Origin of the sequence: Gordonia sp. BP-119, from assembly GCF_016924115.1 — a bacterium.
Lineage (GTDB): Bacteria > Actinomycetota > Actinomycetes > Mycobacteriales > Mycobacteriaceae > Gordonia > Gordonia hongkongensis.
This window is the reverse complement of the sequence record NZ_JAFFZF010000012.1, coordinates 15721-31780: the sequence shown is the minus strand read 5'-3', so window position 1 is coordinate 31780 and position 16060 is coordinate 15721. Positions and strand designations below refer to the sequence as shown.

Below are 16060 nucleotides of genomic sequence, written 5' to 3'. Positions count from 1 at the left end.
CTCAGCGCGTCGGCCGGCCGGCCAACTCCTCGACGAACTCCGGATAGAACTCGACGTATTTCTCCCCGACGAGCACGTAGAGCGGATCGTCGCCGGTCTGCCCGTAGGCCTGCTTGCGGAGTTCGGTGCGCATGTTCTTGAACGTCGAGGTGTGTTCCAGCGCCTCGACGATCCGGACGAACAGCGGCACGGCGTACGCGGGCAGACCGTCGCGAACGTGTCGGGCGAGACCGTCGGCGTCGAAGGTCTCGCCGTCGCGCAGGCTCACCGCCGCCATGCCGGCCTTGCCGTCGACCCCCGGAACGGGCACACCGAACACGACCGCCTCCTCGACGGCGGGGTGCGCGTCGAGCACCGCCTCGACCTCGGTGGTGGCCACGTTCTCGCCCTTCCAGCGGAAGGTGTCACCGATGCGGTCGACGAAGCCGATGTGCGAGAAGCCCTGATCGCGGACGACGTCGCCGCTGTTGAACCACTTGTCGCCCTTGCGCTTCGCGTCGCGGACGATCTTTCGTTCGGTCGCGGCCGGGTCGGTGTAACCGTCGAACGGTACCCGTGAATTGATCTGCGCGAGAAGCAATCCGGTACCACCCTTCCCGACCGGCCGCACCCGCCCGTCGGGACCGCGCAGTGGCTCGCCGGTCTCGTCGTCGTATTCGACGATCGTGTACGGCAACGGCGAGAACCCGGCCGTCTTGGACAAGCCGAAGACGTTGATGAAACCGATGTTCGCCTCGCTCGCCGCATACAACTCGACGACGCGGTCGATACCGAACCGCTCGGTGAAGGCATCCCAGATGTCCGGGCGCAGACCGTTGCCGACGGCGAGCCGGAGGCGGTGCGCGCGATCGGTCGGCTTCGGCGGCTGCGCGAGGAGATAGCGGCACAGCTCACCGATGCAGGCGAACGCGGTGGCGTTGTTCTCGATGATCTCGTCGATGAACTTCGACGCCGAGAACTGCTTGCCGATGGCCAGGCAGGCGCCCGATGCGAGGACCGACGAGACCGAGATCGTGAGAGCGTTGTTGTGGTAGAAGGGCAACGCCGTGTACATGACGTCGTCGCCGCGCAGACGGATTCCCAACCCGCCGATGCCGTTCATCGCCACCAGCCAGCGGTAATGACTCATCTTGCTGGCCTTCGGGTAACCCGTTGTGCCCGAGGTAAAGATGTAGATCGCGGTCGACCCGACCTCGATCGAGTCGGTGACCGGCCGGTCGAGCGGTGAGCAGCGCGCGGTCAGTGTGGCGAGTTCGGCGAAGGTGAACTCCTTCTCCGGTCGGCATCCGGTCGGCACCGATTCCAGCGCCTCCAGCAGATCGGACTGATAGAGAACCACTTTCGGCTCGATGAGTCCGAGACTGTGTTCCAGCACCGCGCCGCGCTGATTGAAGTTGAGCATTCCGCAGATCGCCCCGATCTTGACGATCGCGAACATCGCGATGACGACATCGGGGTGATTACGCGAGAGCACCGCGACCACGTCATCGCGCCCGACACCCTCGCGAGTGAGGAGATCCGCGAGCCGGTTGGCCCGAGCATTGGCCTCGCGGTAGGTGATCGACGCACCCTCGAACCGGAGGAAGTCCCGGTCGGGGTACTTCTGCGCACTCTGCTGGAACCGCTTGCCGATGGACATCTTCGTGGTCGGCGGTGTGGGCAGCATCGCCGGTAGGGTCCGCAGGATCGTGCCAGCGTCACGACGCAACGACGCGACTCCCGACACCATGTCCGCCAACCGGATGTCCGGCAGCAGTCCCGTGCCCGGCGCCTGATCAACCATGTTCTGCCCGCCCCTTCGGTGTGTTCGACGACACACACCCTAGCGTCGGCTCGTACTCATTGACACATCGGGGTTGATTTGTTTCAAACGTTCCGAGTGTGTCGAGCCAGCAGGCGAGACCGCACCGCGATCGGCCGGCCACCCGGGCCGACCCTTGGCGCACGCCGGGTGACCGGCCACACTGTCTGGATGACCGACACCTCGCCGAGACCGATGAGCGACCGTCCCGCCGGCCCGCTCGACGGCGTCACCGTCCTCGAACTGGGCACGCTCATCGCCGGACCACACGCGGCACGGCTGTTGGGTGACATGGGCGCGGACGTCATCAAGATCGAACCGCCCGGCAAGCCCGATCCGATCCGCACCTGGGGACAGGCGGAGGTCGACGGTCACCGCTTCTATTGGACGGTGCACGGCCGCAACAAGAAGGCGGTGACCCTCGATCTGCGGGCGGACCGAGGGCGCGAGCTGTTCCTCGATCTCGTCGAACGGGCCGACATCATCGTCGAGAATTTCCGTCCCGGGACGCTCGAGCGGCTCGGCATCGGCCCGGATGTACTGTCCGCTCGCAACCCGGGCATCGTCGTGGTGCGGGTCTCGGGCTACGGCCAGACCGGCCCGGATTCGACACGAGCCGGGTACGCCTCCGTCGCCGAGGCCGCCAGCGGTCTGCGGTATCTCAACGGCTACCCCGGACAGCTCCCGCCCCGGCTGGCGCTGTCACTCGGCGACACCCTGGCCGGTATGTTCGCCGCGCAGGGCGCCCTCGCGGCACTGTACCGGCGTTCGGTGACCGGCGAGGGGCAGGTCGTCGACACCTCCCTCATCGAATCGTGTGTCGCCGTGCAGGAATCGGCCATCGCGGACTACGACGCAGGTGGCGTCGTCCGCGGCCCGTCGGGCACCCGGCTCGACGGCATCGCACCGTCGAACCTCTACCCGACCAGCGCGGGCACTCACGTCATCATCGCCGCCAACCAGGATTCGGTGTTCGCCCGGCTGTGCGCGGCGATGGGACAACCCGAGCTCGCGACCGACGACCGCTTCGTCGATCACGCCGCGCGCGGACGCAACCAGGACGAGCTCGACGATTTGATCGGCGAATGGTCGCGGCAGTACACACCGGAGAAGCTGACCGAAGTACTCGGTGCCGCGGGAGTCGTTGTCGGACCGGTGAACTCCGTCGCCGAGGTGGTCGCCGACCCGCATCTACAGGCACGGGGGATGATCGCCGAACACTACGACGAGCGTGCGCACCGCACCGTCCTCGGTCCCGGCGTCGTGCCACAGTTCAGCGACACCCCCGGTGGCATCCGCAACGCCGGTCCCCCCGCCCCCGGTTGCGACAACGAGGCCGTCTACGGCGGATTGCTCGGGCTGCCCGAAGACGAGATCGCGGCGTTGCGGACGGCCGGGGTCATCTGACACTCGGCTACGGTCGAGCCATGTCACTGGTCGCGACCGGGCTCTCGCGCACCTTCGGCCGGCACACGGCCGTCGCCGATGCGAGCCTCGAACTCGGATCCGGCAGGATCACCGGGCTCGTGGGGCCCAACGGGGCGGGCAAGACCACCCTGCTCCTGCTTCTCGCCGGCCTGCTCGCCCCCGACACCGGTGCGATCGTGGTCGACGACGCGCCGGCGAAGCCGGCGGACATGCGTCGACTGACGGGGTGGATGCCGGACATCTTCGGCACCTGGGAAAGCCTCACGACGCACGAGATCCTGACGACCTTCGCCAAGCTGTACGGAATGCCCACCACCCAGGCGCGGCAACGCGCCGCCGAACTGCTCGAGTCGGTCCATCTCACCGATTTCGCGACACGGCCGGCGCACGAGCTGTCGCGCGGCCAGAAACAGCGCCTCGGCTTCGCCCGAGCCCTGGTGCACCGGCCCCGGATTCTGCTGCTCGACGAGCCGGCATCCGGAATGGACCCGCGGTCACGGATGGAGCTGCGCGGCCACTTGCGCCGCCTCGCCGACGACGGGTGCGCCATCCTGGTGTCCTCGCACATCCTCTCCGAGCTGGAGGAGATGGTCGACGACGTCGTGCTGATGACCGGGGGCCGAACCCGCACACCGCACGGTGCGGCCGGCGGGGTGTGGCGGATCCGGCTCGTCGGGCAGCCGCCCGGGCAGGCGCGGGAAGTTCGCTTCGACGACGAGTCCGCTGCCGCGCGGCACCTCGCGCAGGTGGTGTCGTCCGGTGCGGCGGTCAGCGAATTCGCTCCTGTGTCCTCCGGCATCGAAGATGCCTACCTCGCACTCGACCCGGAGCGCCGATGACCACCGAGACGCACGAAGCAGATGTCTCGCCGCGGGCCCGATTCTCGTCGTGGTGGCGGATGGTCGGGGTCATCGTCGAACTCGAACTCCGCCAACGGCTACGGACGACGAGATGGAAGGCCACGCTCGTCGTCGCCTTCGTCGTGACCTCCCTCGCCGTCTTCGGATCGATGTACCTGGCCGTCGGGGCATTCGGCGGCACCTACGCCGGGTGGGCGTCGAATCTGTACGGGCTCCTGATCGGATTCCTGGTGCTACTCGGGATCATCGTGGCCCCAACCCTGGCGGCGACCACGATCAACGGTGACCGCAAGGACGCGACCCTGGCCGTGGTGCAGGACACCGCGATCAGCAATTGGCAACTCGCACTCGGCAAGCTCATCGGCAGTTGGGTGGCGGGGATGGCCTTGGTCGCCGTCGCCGCACCGTATGTGATCTGGGGCTTGGTCGAAGCGACCCAGCCGATCTGGCGCGGGGTGGTCGGCGCGGTCGTCCTCGCGCTCGTCTTCGCTTGCTACGCGGGGATCGGACTCGGGTTCTCCGCGGTGACGGCGCGACCGGCAGGGTCCGCGGTGCTGACGCAAGCCGCCGTCTTCTTCCTCCTGCTCGGCCTGCCGGTGGTGTTCGGCCTGCTGTATCCGACAGTCGCGCAGACGCATTCGGTGGTCCGCACCGACACGACGGTGACCGATCCATCGAGCCCGACGCCCACCTGGACGTGTCGCGAGGTCACCCGAGGAGAGGAATTCCACCACCACGAACGCATCTGGTGGCTCCTCGCCCCGAACCCGTTCTTCATCGTGGCCGACGCCGTCTCCTCGCCGCCGCAGAACCCGATGAGGACCTCCGACAGCACGGCAGCCCAGGAGATCGCACGGACTCTGTCGGCAGTCCGGGCGGGTCCGTACATCGGCCCGCGGACATGTGCCGACATCTCCTACGGTTACAGCGACGGGAGCGACCCCACCGGCCATCGCGCCCGTGAAGCAGCACATGAGACGTCCGAGATGGGCCACTCGTGGTACGTCGGCCTGGGGATCTATCTGGCGCTCGGCGGACTCGGATACGGTGCCGCGGCACGTCGTCTGCGGATCCCTGCGGGCAAGCTGCCGCGCGGAGTCCGGATCGCATGAGTGCCGGCGACGACTCTGCCGGGTATCAGCCCGGTTACGACGCCCTCGCCGACCTGTACGCCGAGACATTCCCCTCGCCGTTCTCGAACGCGCTGCAGCGCCGTGTGATCGAGTCCTTCGTCGACCACGTTCGCGGGAGCGGGATCCCCGGGACCGTGCTGGACGTGGGTTGCGGACCGGGCGGTGTGACGGCGGAATTGGCTTCCGCCGGTCTCGATGTGATCGGCGTCGATCCGAGCGCCGAGATGCTGCGGATCGCGAGATCGTCGCATGCCGACCTACGCTTCGTTCTCGACGACGCGCATTTGACCTCGACGGAGCTCGACGACATCGACGTCGCCGCAATCGTGGCGCGCTTCAGCCTGATCCATGTGCCACCCGCGTCCGTTCCCGGCATTCTCGACGGCTGGGCCGGTCGGATGCCCACCGGCGGCGGCGTGCTGGTCGCCGGGCAGACGATCGACACCGACGAGATCGTCGAATTCGATCATCGGGTGGCGCCCGCCTGGCGTTGGCACCCGGATCGGATGGCGGCGGCCCTGGCCGACGCTGGTTTCGACGAGGAGTGGCGCACGGTGAAGCGTGCCGACGACACCCACCGCTTCGCCGAGTTCCATCTCCTCGCGATACGCCGATGACGCTGCTCCCGGGCACGTAGCCCCCGAACTAGAAAGTTCGGCGAACCGAAACTATAGTGTCGGCATGCCCAAGCTCGTGCGTCGCCGGTTCGTCACCGTCGGGGCACTGCTTGCTGCCGTGTGCACGATCCTCGCAGGATGCACGCTGTCGAGTCGGCTGCCCGACGAGAAGGTCGTGCTCACCACGTTCACCGTGCTCGCCGACATCGCCTCGGAGGTCGCCGGCGACCGTCTGCAGGTGGAGTCGATCACCAAGCCGGGAGCCGAGATCCACGGCTACGAGCCGACTCCCGGCGACATCCGCCGGGCCGCGACCGCGTCGCTCGTCCTCGACAACGGTCTCAACCTCGAAGCCTGGTTCGCACAGTTCGTCGACGGCCTCGACGTCCGGCACGTCGTCGTCAGCGAGGGTGTCGAACCGATCGACATTGCGTCGGATGCCTATGCGGGCAAGCCGAATCCGCATGCGTGGATGAGTCCGGTGAATGTGCAGATCTATGTCGACAACATGGTGCGCGCGTTCACCGAGCTCGACCCCGACGGCGCCGCCACCTTCGAATCGAACGCGACCGCGTACAAGCGGCAGCTCCAGCAGGTACAGACCGATCTCACCTCCGCACTCGCCGGACTACCCGCCAACGAGCGGGCCCTCGTCACCTGCGAGGGCGCGTTCTCGTATCTCGCCCGCGACGCCGGACTCGTCGAGCGCTACATCTGGCCGGTCAACGCCGAACAGCAGGCGACGCCGCAACAGGTCGCCGAGACGATCGACTTCGTCCGGGCGAACCGTGTCCCCGGCGTGTTCTGCGAGTCCACGGTCTCCGACGCCCCGATGCGACAAGTCGTGAACGCGACCGACGCCCGGTTCGGCGGCACCCTGTACGTCGACTCGCTCTCCGAGGCCGACGGCCCCGTACCCACCTATCTCGACCTCATCCGCCACGACGTCGCGACCATCGTGTCGGGCCTGACCGGGAGCAACACGTGAACGTCTCAGCGACAAGCGGTTCCGCCATCGAGGTGACGGACGTGACCGTACGGTACGGCGACATCCTCGCGCTCGACCACGCGTCGGTACGAGTACCGTCCGGCCAGGTGTGCGGCCTCGTCGGGATGAACGGATCGGGCAAGTCGACGCTGTTCAAGACGATCGTGGGGTCGGTGACCCCGACGACCGGCACGGTCCGGCTCGGCGGCCGGACCCCCGCCGCGGCGCGTCGGGCCGGCGCGCTCGGTTACGTGCCGCAGTCCGAGGACATCGACTGGAGCTTCCCGGTCTCGGTCCGTGACGTCGTGATGACGGGTCGCTACGGCCATCTCGGATTCACGCGCCGCCCCAAGCGGGCCGACCACGACGCCGTCGACGAAGCCCTCGCACGCGTCGAGCTCACCGACTTCGCCGACCGCCAGATCGGCCAGTTGTCCGGCGGGCAGCGCAAGCGGGCCTTCGTGGCCCGCGGCATCGCACAGGAAGCCGAGATCCTGCTGCTCGACGAACCGTTCGCCGGCGTCGACAAACGCACCGAGGGGACCATCACCGCACTGCTACGCGAACTCGCCGATGCCGGGACGACGATCCTGGTGTCCACGCACGATCTGCAGGTCCTGCCCGAGCTGGCCGACGAGGCGATCCTGCTGATGCGCCGCGTGATCGCGCAGGGCGCGCCGGCCGAGGTGATCACCACCGACAACCTCGTCCGCGCGTTCGGGCTCGATCCGCTCGCCCGACCGACGTTCGAACGCCTCGAGTCCGAACGCCTCGAGTCCGGGCGCCTCGCCACCGATCGCCACGAGGAGGTCTCGTGAACATCGTCGACATCCTTCTCGACCCGTTCGCCTACGCGTTCATGACGCGTGCCCTGTGGGCGACGCTGATCGCCTCGGTCGTGTGTGCGCTGTTGTCGTGCTGGCTCGTGCTGATCGGCTGGTCGCTGATGGGTGACGCGGTCTCGCACGCGGTGCTGCCGGGCGTGGTCCTCGCCTACATCGTCGGCGTGCCGTTCGCCATCGGCGCGGTGATCTTCGGCTTCCTGGCGGTGGCACTGATCGGCGCTGTCCGCGACGGCGGCCGGGTCAAGGAGGACGCCGCCATCGGCATCGTCTTCACCACCCTCTTCGCCTTCGGCCTGGTGCTGATCTCGGTGACGCCGAGCCAGACCGACCTGAACCACATCATCTTCGGCAACCTCCTGGGCGTCTCGACGTCGGATCTCGTGCAGATCGCGATCCTGGGTGCGATCGTGGCGACCTTGCTGCTGCTCAAGAGACGCGACTTCACCCTCTACGCCTTCGACCGCACGCACGCCTTCGCGATCGGACTCAGCCCGAAACTCCTCGGCGCGGCCCTTCTCGCGCTGCTCGCCCTCACCGCGGTGACCGCGCTGCAGGTGGTCGGCATCGTGCTCGTGGTCGCGATGCTCATCATCCCCGGCGCGACGGCCCGACTGCTCACCGATCGCTTCGGCCGGATGCTCGTCATCGCGCCCGCGATCTCGGCGATCTGCGGGGTCATCGGCCTCTACGTCTCCTACTACCAGGACACCTCCCCCGGCGGGATGGTCGTCCTCGTCCAGGGCATCGCGTTCTTCGGTGTCTACCTGTTCAGCCCGACCCACGGCGTCGTCACCAAACGACGCAAGCATCGCGAGAGCGCGACGCTCGATGCGCTGAGTACCGGTTAGCGAACCGGCCGGCGCGAAACGAAAGGCGCCCCACCGAATCCGGTGGGGCGCCTTCTCGTGGAGCTGCCGGGAATTGAACCCGGGTCCTCCGTCGTGTTGTTAGGGCTTCTCCGTGTGCAGTCCGCTATGTCTCTACTCGGATCTCTCGGTCACGCGAACAAGCCGAGATGACGATCCCAGTCGCTGTTTGATGTTCCGACCTCACCCGCGACCGGCGAGGACGGTGAGCTCCCATGGATGATGCCGGCAACCGGGTCTGGGAGCATAACCCGGGCCGACAGACTAGCCGGCGCTACTCAGGCAGCGAGGGCGTAGTCGCGCTGATTGGAATCGGCGCTTAATTGGTTGCTGCGACGCTCACGGTGGTCTCCAGCCTGCACCGACACGCTTCCCCTATCTCGACGCACGAAGTCGAAACCGATCAGCCCCGAGTAGGACCCGCCGACCGGAGTCAGCGGGCACTTCAGTCTAACAACTCGTCACTCAGAGTTCATTCCCATTACCGGTCGCCTACCGCTCGCCGCGATCACCAGCGCTTTCACAGCTGACCGACAGCGTCGACCAAGACACCGCCGGGATTGTGGAGACCTCGTGAGCCGAGGACGGACTCGGCCGACCGACGAGAGCGAGACCACGTGACCTCCCCGACCCCTGGCGGACACGACCCCGACCGCACCTCCCCGGCCCCGCCGGCGCCCACGACATCCGACGACGCCGCGACCACTCCCATGGGCCCGGCGCCGACCCCGGGAGCGAACTCCCACGAGTCCATCGGCGCGGGCAACTCACCCGATTCACGCGGCCCGGTCGGCGAACCGAGCCCGGTGGCCCCGAAGACCGCACCGGCCCGGTCGGCCCTGATCGCCGGTGCAGCCGGGCTGGCCATCGTCGCGGGCGCACTCGGCTTCGGCGCCGGCTACATCACCGGGGACAACACGACGCCCGAGCGGCCGTCGCCGGCCGCCGTCTGGCAGCAGGGCGGCAACGGGCCCGGAATGGGCGGCGGTCCCCAGATGGGTGGACCACAGATGGGTGAACCGCAGATGCGTGGCCCCGGGATGGGCGGCCTGCCGGGCCGACAGAACCAGGAGGGTGAGAGCGGCTCCGAATCCGACGACCAGAACGGACCGAACACACCGCCGGGAACGCCGACAGAGCAACCGGGCCAGGCCGACACCGGCGCCTGAGTCAGCCCATGCCCTTCACGCGGCGGCCGACCTCACGTTCGACCTCGCGTTGAGCGGTCCGCTTGGCGATGTCCTGGCGCTTGTCGTGCGCCTGCTTGCCACGGGCCAGCGCGAGCTCGACCTTCACCTTGCCGTCGTTGAAATACATCGACAGCGGCACCAGCGTGAGGTTGCCGTCGCGGATCTTGCCGACGAGGTTGTCGATCTCGCGTCGGTGCATCAGCAGTTTGCGCTTGCGGCGGACCGAGTGGTTGGTCCAGGAGCCGTTGCCGTACTCGGCGATGTGCAGGGCATGAAGCCACACCTCGCCGTCGTCGATCGTCGCGAACGCGTCGACCAGCGAGGCCTTGCCCGCCCGCAGGCTTTTCACCTCGGTGCCGACCAGGACGACGCCGGCCTCGTAGACGTCGAGGATGGCGTAGTTGTGCCGCGCCTTGCGGTTGGACGCGATCACATTGCGTCCTTTTTCCTGCGGCATACACTCACCTCCTCGTAGTGTGGTCGATCGCCCTGTTGGTGACCGACCGGTTGCTGATCGCCGACAATCCGAACCGCCCGGACGGACCGATCATTCCCGGACATAGACACGAAGCGTGACATACGCGGTCGCACCCGCCAACACAATTCCGCCGAGCACCAGCCACGGTGCGACGAACAGTACGTCGGTCAGCTCGATCCGGGCGAAGAAGCTGACCCCGTACAGCTCGCGTAACGCATTGTCGAAGAAGAACTTCTTGGCCAACAGCAGACCGCCGATGGCCAGCATCGAGCCGACAAAGGCCGACACCACCGCCTCGAGTAGGAACGGCAACTGTGTGTACCAGCGGGTCGCGCCGACGAGGCGCATGATCGACACCTCGGTCCGTCTGGTGAACGCCGCGACCTGAACCGTGTTGATGATCAACAGGATGGCGGCGATCGCCAGGACCGAGGCGATGGCGAAGGTCGCGTTGCGGACGCCGTCGAGGACGCTGAAGATCCGCTGCACGAGCTTGCGGTCGTCCTTGAAGGCGTCCACCCCCAGGTCTTTCCGCGTCGCGTACTTGGTGAGCACCGCGTCGAACTGGCCGGGATCGGACACCCGCACGCGCAGCGAGGCCGGTAGCGTGCCCTCGACGATGTTCTCGGCGAGATCGGGGTTGTTCGCGAAGATCTCCTTCGCGCGTTTGAAGGCCTCGTCCTTGTCGAGGTAGGTCACCGAGGTGACGCCGGGTTCGTTCTCGAGCCCGCGGCGAAGTTGGGCGCATGGGTCGGACTCGCACTGCGGATCGCGTTCGGTCACCTCGGGATTGAGATAGAACTCCATCTCCACCCGGTCGAGGAAGATCTGCTGACTCTTGTCCGCCATCTGGATCACCAGGAGCCCACCGCCGAACATTCCCAGCGTGATCGCGGTGGTGATGATCATCGCGATGGTCATGGTCGCGTTGCGGCGGAGTCCATGGAGAACCTCGCTGATGATGAAATTCGCTCGCATGTCTGCTCAGACAGTCCTTGGGTCTCGGGGAAGTGTGTCGGGTCGGGCTGCGCGTCAGCCGATTCCGTACACGCCCTGCGGGTCGTTGCGGACGAGTTGGCCGCTGTCGAACTCGAGAACCCGTCGTCGCATCGCGTCGACGATGTGGCGGTCGTGGGTGGCCATCACCACCGTGGTGCCGCGGCGGTTGACCCGGTCGAGGACGTCGACGATCTCCTCGCTGGTCTCGGGATCGAGGTTGCCGGTGGGCTCGTCGGCCAGGAGCACCAGCGGACGGTTCACGATGGCGCGGGCGATGGCCACGCGCTGCATCTCGCCGCCCGACAACTCGTTCGGCATGCGATCGTGCTTGCCTTCCAGGCCGACGTACTCGAGCACCTCCGGCACCACCCGCTGGATGGTGGAGCGAGGCCGACCGATCACCTCGAGCGCGAACGCGACGTTCTCGGCCACCGTCTTCTTCTGGAGCAGACGGAAGTCCTGGAACACACACCCGATCGACTGCCGCAGCTTCGGCACGCTGCGCGCCTTCAGTCGGTTGACGTGGAACTCCCCGAGGTACACCTCGCCGCTCGTCGGGCGGTCCTCCTTGAGGAGCAGACGGAAGAACGTCGACTTACCTGATCCCGACGGACCGATCAGGAACGCGAACTCCCCCTTGTCGACCTCGAAGCTCAGATCTCGCAGAGCGGGTCGACTGGACGCCTTGTACTGCATCGTGACGTTCTCCAGCTTGATCACGATGTGCCAGTGTAACGACGACTCCTGAGAGTGCGTTCAGGCACGACGCCCCAGCTCAGCCACCCGCCTGACCAGCGAATTCCCCGCCGGTTCAGCGTGTCGGAACCGTGGTGGTCGGCGTCTGTCCGCCGAAATTCGGGAGCGGGATGTTGGGCAGACCCGGGATGGTCTCGCGGCTCGTACCGGGCGCGGGCGCCGGGGCCCCGTCCGTCGACGAGCCGTCCGTACCCTCGACGCCACTGGTCGAGTCGGTCGTCGACGGTTCCGTCGAGGTGGTGGTCGTGGATGACGACGTCGACGGTGGCGGCTCGTACGTCGGTTCGACCGTCTGCGATGTCGTCGGCGCGGGCCGTGCCGGTGAGTACACCACACCGTAGCGCTGCGAGGTGTATCCGTACAGCACGCAACAGGCAAGGAAGACCGTAACCAAGATCGCGGTGCTGGTCCGCATCCGGGTGCGGGCGATGTGCTGCCAGTCGTGCCCTCGCTTGCCGTCGGACTCGTCCGGCGACTGCTGCGGCGGTGGGGCCTCGGGGGGGATGCCCTGCGTCGGGATGATCTGTGTCGGGGCGTCGTCGGCGGGGATGTCTCTACCAGGCCCACCCTCGCCGGGCTGCTCGTCGTGGGGCAGGCTCTCGTCAGGCCTGTCCCCAGCCGGCTCGTTCCGGCGCGGGGAATTCGGTGTCTCAGCCATCAGTCTCCCCCGTCCCGATTGCCCTGATCGGCGTGTGTCGCCGGCGGCCCACCCGCGGACCGGACCTCGCGGGCGGGCACATTGATACCTTCACGCGCCAGCGCTCGGATGATGTGGACACGCAGCGCGCGCCCGACCTCGAACTGCTTGCCCGGAAGCGTACGAGTGACCATGCGCACCGTGATGGCGTCGAGCTCGAGGCTGATGACACCGAGGGACGACGGTGCGTCGAGAAGTAGGTCGTGCCACCGGGGCAGGGCGTAGAACTCCCGGCCCACCCGGTCGAGCGTGTCGTTGACGAGCCCGATGTCGGCTTCGGACGGGACCGGGACGTCGACGACCGCGCGCGCCCAGTCCTTGGACAGGTTGGTGGCCTTGACGATCTGGCCGTTGGGGACGGTGATGACCTCACCCTCGGCGGTGCGCAGTTTGGTCACCCGCAGGGTCACGTCCTCAACCGTTCCCTCGGCCGGCGCGTTGCCCGTGACAGTCAGGTTGACGACGTCGCCGTAGCCGTACTGCTTCTCGGCGACCACGAAGAACCCGGCGAGGATGTCCTGCACGATGCGCTGCGCACCGAAGCCGAGGGCGGCACCGATCACCGCGGTCGGACCGGTCAATCCGCTCAGCGGAATCCCGAACACCGACAGGGTGTGCACGATGACGATGATCCCGATCACCACGATCAGCGTCCACGCCACCACGTCGACCAGCGCGCGACGGTGTTTGGCGTCCTCGGTCTGGACGATGAGGTCGCTGGTGGAGAACCGCGAGTCCACCCGGGAGGCGTACTTGTCGGCGCCCCACCGGATCAATCGGGCGAGCAGCACCGCGCCCAGGATCCAGATGAGGATCTCCAAGCCGTTGGTGGCCATCCACACATAGACCCGACCGATCAGGACCTCGGTCGGGCTCGGCGGCGCGGCGAGCAGCAGGACTCCGGGATCGCGCATCACGCTTCGGCGGTCGCCATCCGCCAGCGGATCCCGGCCTCGATGAACTTGTCCAGCTCCCCGTCGAGCACCGACGTCGGATTGTTGTCCTCGACGCCGGTCCGCAGGTCCTTCACCATCTGATACGGGTGCAGCACGTAGGAGCGCATCTGGTTGCCCCAGCTCGAACCGCCGTCACCCTTGAGTGCGTCGAGTTCGGCGCGCTCCTCCTGGCGCTTGCGGTCGAGCAGCTTGGCCTGCAGCACGCGCATGGCCGACGCCTTGTTCTGCAGCTGGCTCTTCTCGTTCTGACAGGTCACGACGATGCCGGTGGGGATGTGGGTCAGCCGGACCGCGGAGTCGGTCGTGTTGACCGACTGCCCGCCGGGGCCCGACGAGCGGTACACGTCCACCTTGATGTCGTTCTCGTCGACGTCGATGTGGTCGGTGGTCTCCACCACGGGCAGCACCTCGACCTCGGCGAACGATGTCTGACGGCGGCTCTGGTTGTCGAACGGGCTGATACGCACGAGCCGATGGGTGCCCTGCTCGACCGACAGCGTGCCGTACATGTACGGGGCCTTCACCGCGAACGTCGCGCTCTTGAGGCCCGCTTCTTCGGCGTAGGAGGTGTCGTAGACCTCGACGCCGTAGCCCTTCTGCTCGGCCCAGCGGATGTACATGCGCATCAGCATCTGCGCCCAGTCCGCCGCGTCGACGCCGCCCGCACCGGAGCGGATGTTGACGACCGCGTCGCGCGAGTCGTACTCGCCGGCGAGCATTGTCTTGACCTCCATCGCCTCGATGTCGGTCCGCAGGCTCTCACGTTCGGCATCGGCGTCGGCCAGCGCAGCCGTCTTGTCGTCACCCTCTTCGGCCTCGGCGAGCTCGTAGAGCACGGGTAGATCCTCGAGGCGCTGCCGCAACTCCGAGACCTTCCGGAACTCGGACTGCGCGTGCGAGAGCTCGCTGGTCACCTTCTGGGCGTGGTCCTGGTCGTTCCACAGGTCGGGATCCGAGGCCTGCATCTCCAGCTCGTCGATGCGACGACGGAGCTCCTCGAGGTCGAGCACCTTCTCCACGGTGGTCAAGGTGGCGTCGAGGGATTCGAGGTCTGCGGTCACGTCGGGATGCACGGTGATCCAGAGTACCGACAGACGGGCACGCGAGCGCCCGGGAGGATCAGACTGGGCCGGGACCGGCTTCGGGCATCACCCCGAACCGCCACGACGTCGCGGCCTTCTGCGGTTTGTAGAGGACCGGCAGATCGTCGCCGACCTGGGGCCAGGGGTCGCCCGCGCCCAGCACGAGCGTCCCGTACACCTCGGTCGGACTGGTCTCGGGACCGACGATCGTCCCGGAGATGGTGCAGAACCGGTTTCCGTCCTTGTCGGCCGCGCTCTTGGTCGGCTCGTCGTCGCGGTCGGAGACCCCGACGACCGTGAACGTGCCCTGTACGAACTGGGAGGCCTTGGCCGCCGACATCGGCTGCGGGTTGCGGCCGCGCTGCCACTGCACCACCAGCACCACCACGAGAGCCGCGATCAACAGGGTGAACGTCACGGTCAGCACCATGACAGCTACCCTACCGGGCATGTCCGTCCCTCCCGGTCCGACGACGTTCAGCGATGACCTCGAGCTCGCGCTCTCCCTCGCCGATTCCGCCGACGCGCTCACCATGGACCGCTTCGGCGCCGTGGACCTGAAGGTGGACGACAAGCCGGATCTCACACCGGTGTCCGATGCCGACCTGGCGTGCGAAACCCTGATCCGCGAACGCCTTTCGGCCCGTCGTCCCGCCGACACCGTGCTCGGTGAGGAGTTCGGCGGCGACGCCGTGTTCTCCGGGCGGCAGTGGGTCGTCGATCCCATCGACGGGACCAAAAACTTCGTCCGCGGCGTCCCGGTATGGGCCACGCTGATCGCGCTCCTCATCGACGGCGTACCCACGGTCGGGGTTGTCTCGGCACCGGCACTTCGCCGACGCTGGTGGGCGGCAACAGGTCTCGGTGCGCACGTGCGTTTCGACGAGGATGTCCGACGCCTGTCGGTGTCCGGGGTGGCCGATCTAGGGTCGGCGAGCCTCGCGTTCTCGAGCCTGTCGGGCTGGGCCGATCGCGGCATCCGCGGGAAGTTCATCGACCTCACCGACCGGGTGTGGCGCGTGCGCGGCTACGGCGACTTCTTCAACTACTGCCTCGTCGCCGAGGGCGCGGTCGACGTGACCGCCGAACCCGAGGTCTCGCTGTGGGACCTGGCGCCGCTCGACATCCTGGTACGCGAGGCAGGCGGACGCTTCACCGCCCTCGACGGCACGCCCGGACCCGCCGGCGGCAGTGCGATCGCCAGCAACGGACTGCTGCACGACGAGGTGCTGGGAGCGCTGCGCGTCGACCCTTCGTGACGCTCGCAAGCTCGCTCCTCAGGGACCGGAGGGAGCCCGCTCGCAGGCCCCCCTCGCTGGTTGAGCCGGTGAGGAGCGCAGCGACGAACCGAGTCGAAGCCACCT

General features: G+C 67.4%; 17 protein-coding genes and 1 other RNA gene. 9 read left to right on the top strand and 9 right to left on the bottom strand.

Annotation, left to right across the window (positions count from 1 at the left end; translation table 11 throughout):
- Window position 1 precedes the first annotated feature (1 nt).
- The gene (locus tag JW364_RS09440) at window positions 2-1783 is read right to left on the bottom strand and encodes a long-chain-acyl-CoA synthetase (protein WP_068971873.1); all 1782 of its coding nucleotides are present in this window, start codon (window positions 1781-1783) and stop codon (window positions 2-4) included.
- Window positions 1784-1972: 189 nt separating this feature from the next.
- Here JW364_RS09440 and JW364_RS09435 point away from each other — a divergent pair, with 189 nt between their 5' ends.
- The 7 genes from JW364_RS09435 to JW364_RS09405 all read left to right on the top strand — a co-directional run bounded on the left by JW364_RS09435 (window position 1973) and on the right by JW364_RS09405 (window position 8520).
- Entirely contained in the window at window positions 1973-3208 is a 1236-nt protein-coding gene (locus tag JW364_RS09435; protein ID WP_068971896.1) for a CaiB/BaiF CoA-transferase family protein, read from the top strand.
- A gap of 20 nt (window positions 3209-3228) precedes the next feature.
- Window positions 3229-4068: an ABC transporter ATP-binding protein gene (locus tag JW364_RS09430; protein ID WP_065631555.1), complete on the top strand. Its 840-nt coding sequence runs from the start codon at window positions 3229-3231 to the stop codon at window positions 4066-4068.
- The gene (locus JW364_RS09425) at window positions 4065-5201 is read left to right on the top strand and encodes an ABC transporter permease (RefSeq protein WP_205333528.1); all 1137 of its coding nucleotides are present in this window, start codon (window positions 4065-4067) and stop codon (window positions 5199-5201) included. Before JW364_RS09430 ends, JW364_RS09425 begins: the two co-directional genes overlap by 4 nt.
- Window positions 5198-5839 carry a class I SAM-dependent methyltransferase gene (locus JW364_RS09420; protein WP_068971871.1) on the top strand — a complete coding sequence of 214 codons (642 nt, stop codon included), beginning with the start codon at window positions 5198-5200 and terminating at the stop codon, window positions 5837-5839. The genes JW364_RS09425 and JW364_RS09420 overlap by 4 nt, the downstream gene beginning before the upstream one ends.
- A gap of 64 nt (window positions 5840-5903) precedes the next feature.
- A complete protein-coding gene (locus JW364_RS09415) occupies window positions 5904-6827 on the top strand; it encodes a metal ABC transporter substrate-binding protein (protein WP_065631558.1) in 924 nt (307 codons plus the stop codon).
- Window positions 6824-7645 carry a metal ABC transporter ATP-binding protein gene (locus JW364_RS09410; protein WP_065631559.1) on the top strand — a complete coding sequence of 274 codons (822 nt, stop codon included), beginning with the start codon at window positions 6824-6826 and terminating at the stop codon, window positions 7643-7645. The genes JW364_RS09415 and JW364_RS09410 overlap by 4 nt, the downstream gene beginning before the upstream one ends.
- On the top strand, window positions 7642-8520 hold the full coding sequence (locus JW364_RS09405) for a metal ABC transporter permease (protein ID WP_058253663.1): 879 nt from the start codon (window positions 7642-7644) through the stop codon (window positions 8518-8520). Before JW364_RS09410 ends, JW364_RS09405 begins: the two co-directional genes overlap by 4 nt.
- Window positions 8521-8575: 55 nt before the next feature.
- Here the strand turns inward: JW364_RS09405 and ssrA are convergent.
- Window positions 8576-8949, bottom strand: a transfer-messenger RNA (tmRNA) gene (gene ssrA / locus JW364_RS09400).
- A 206-nt stretch (window positions 8950-9155) separates the two neighbouring features.
- Between ssrA and JW364_RS09395 the strand changes: the two genes are divergently transcribed.
- Complete coding sequence (locus JW364_RS09395; RefSeq protein WP_137810755.1) at window positions 9156-9707, top strand: hypothetical protein; 552 nt, start codon at window positions 9156-9158, stop codon at window positions 9705-9707.
- Between the two features lies 1 nt (window position 9708).
- On the opposite strand, the gene smpB is transcribed toward JW364_RS09395, so the two are convergent.
- The 7 genes from smpB to JW364_RS09360 all read right to left on the bottom strand — a co-directional run bounded on the left by smpB (window position 9709) and on the right by JW364_RS09360 (window position 15126).
- The gene (gene smpB / locus JW364_RS09390; RefSeq protein ID WP_068971869.1) at window positions 9709-10185 is read right to left on the bottom strand and encodes an SsrA-binding protein SmpB; all 477 of its coding nucleotides are present in this window, start codon (window positions 10183-10185) and stop codon (window positions 9709-9711) included.
- A 90-nt stretch (window positions 10186-10275) separates the two neighbouring features.
- Window positions 10276-11184 (bottom strand): permease-like cell division protein FtsX, encoded by a 909-nt coding sequence (gene ftsX / locus JW364_RS09385; RefSeq protein ID WP_058253666.1) that lies wholly within the window; start codon window positions 11182-11184, stop codon window positions 10276-10278.
- 54 nt (window positions 11185-11238) lie between these two features.
- Window positions 11239-11925 (bottom strand): cell division ATP-binding protein FtsE, encoded by a 687-nt coding sequence (gene ftsE / locus JW364_RS09380; RefSeq protein WP_058253667.1) that lies wholly within the window; start codon window positions 11923-11925, stop codon window positions 11239-11241.
- A gap of 91 nt (window positions 11926-12016) precedes the next feature.
- Window positions 12017-12619, bottom strand: a complete 603-nt coding sequence (locus JW364_RS09375) for a hypothetical protein (protein WP_083229449.1) — start codon at window positions 12617-12619, stop codon at window positions 12017-12019.
- Complete coding sequence (locus JW364_RS09370; RefSeq protein WP_068971895.1) at window positions 12619-13572, bottom strand: mechanosensitive ion channel family protein; 954 nt, start codon at window positions 13570-13572, stop codon at window positions 12619-12621. Before JW364_RS09370 ends, JW364_RS09375 begins: the two co-directional genes overlap by 1 nt.
- Complete coding sequence (gene prfB / locus JW364_RS09365) at window positions 13572-14687, bottom strand: peptide chain release factor 2 (RefSeq protein ID WP_137810754.1); 1116 nt, start codon at window positions 14685-14687, stop codon at window positions 13572-13574. The genes JW364_RS09370 and prfB overlap by 1 nt, the downstream gene beginning before the upstream one ends.
- Before the next feature lie 46 nt (window positions 14688-14733).
- Window positions 14734-15126: a hypothetical protein gene (locus tag JW364_RS09360; protein WP_205333527.1), complete on the bottom strand. Its 393-nt coding sequence runs from the start codon at window positions 15124-15126 to the stop codon at window positions 14734-14736.
- Window positions 15127-15145: 19 nt separating this feature from the next.
- Between JW364_RS09360 and hisN the strand changes: the two genes are divergently transcribed.
- On the top strand, window positions 15146-15955 hold the full coding sequence (gene hisN, locus JW364_RS09355) for a histidinol-phosphatase (protein WP_068971867.1): 810 nt from the start codon (window positions 15146-15148) through the stop codon (window positions 15953-15955).
- Window positions 15956-16060: the final 105 nt, after the last annotated feature.

Excerpts from the sequence above, each read along its gene's own strand:
- JW364_RS09440 (WP_068971873.1), bottom strand. The coding sequence starts at position 1,783 with ATGGTTGATCAGGCGCCGGGCACGGGACTGCTGCCGGACATCCGGTTG.
- JW364_RS09435 (WP_068971896.1), top strand. The coding sequence starts at position 1,973 with ATGACCGACACCTCGCCGAGACCGATGAGCGACCGTCCCGCCGGCCCG.
- JW364_RS09430 (WP_065631555.1), top strand. The coding sequence starts at position 3,229 with ATGTCACTGGTCGCGACCGGGCTCTCGCGCACCTTCGGCCGGCACACG.
- JW364_RS09425 (WP_205333528.1), top strand. The coding sequence starts at position 4,065 with ATGACCACCGAGACGCACGAAGCAGATGTCTCGCCGCGGGCCCGATTC.
- JW364_RS09420 (WP_068971871.1), top strand. The coding sequence starts at position 5,198 with ATGAGTGCCGGCGACGACTCTGCCGGGTATCAGCCCGGTTACGACGCC.
- JW364_RS09415 (WP_065631558.1), top strand. The coding sequence starts at position 5,904 with ATGCCCAAGCTCGTGCGTCGCCGGTTCGTCACCGTCGGGGCACTGCTT.
- smpB (WP_068971869.1), bottom strand. The coding sequence starts at position 10,185 with ATGCCGCAGGAAAAAGGACGCAATGTGATCGCGTCCAACCGCAAGGCG.
- ftsX (WP_058253666.1), bottom strand. The coding sequence starts at position 11,184 with ATGCGAGCGAATTTCATCATCAGCGAGGTTCTCCATGGACTCCGCCGC.
- JW364_RS09375 (WP_083229449.1), bottom strand. The coding sequence starts at position 12,619 with ATGGCTGAGACACCGAATTCCCCGCGCCGGAACGAGCCGGCTGGGGAC.
- JW364_RS09370 (WP_068971895.1), bottom strand. The coding sequence starts at position 13,572 with ATGCGCGATCCCGGAGTCCTGCTGCTCGCCGCGCCGCCGAGCCCGACC.
- JW364_RS09360 (WP_205333527.1), bottom strand. The coding sequence starts at position 15,126 with ATGGTGCTGACCGTGACGTTCACCCTGTTGATCGCGGCTCTCGTGGTG.
- hisN (WP_068971867.1), top strand. The coding sequence starts at position 15,146 with ATGTCCGTCCCTCCCGGTCCGACGACGTTCAGCGATGACCTCGAGCTC.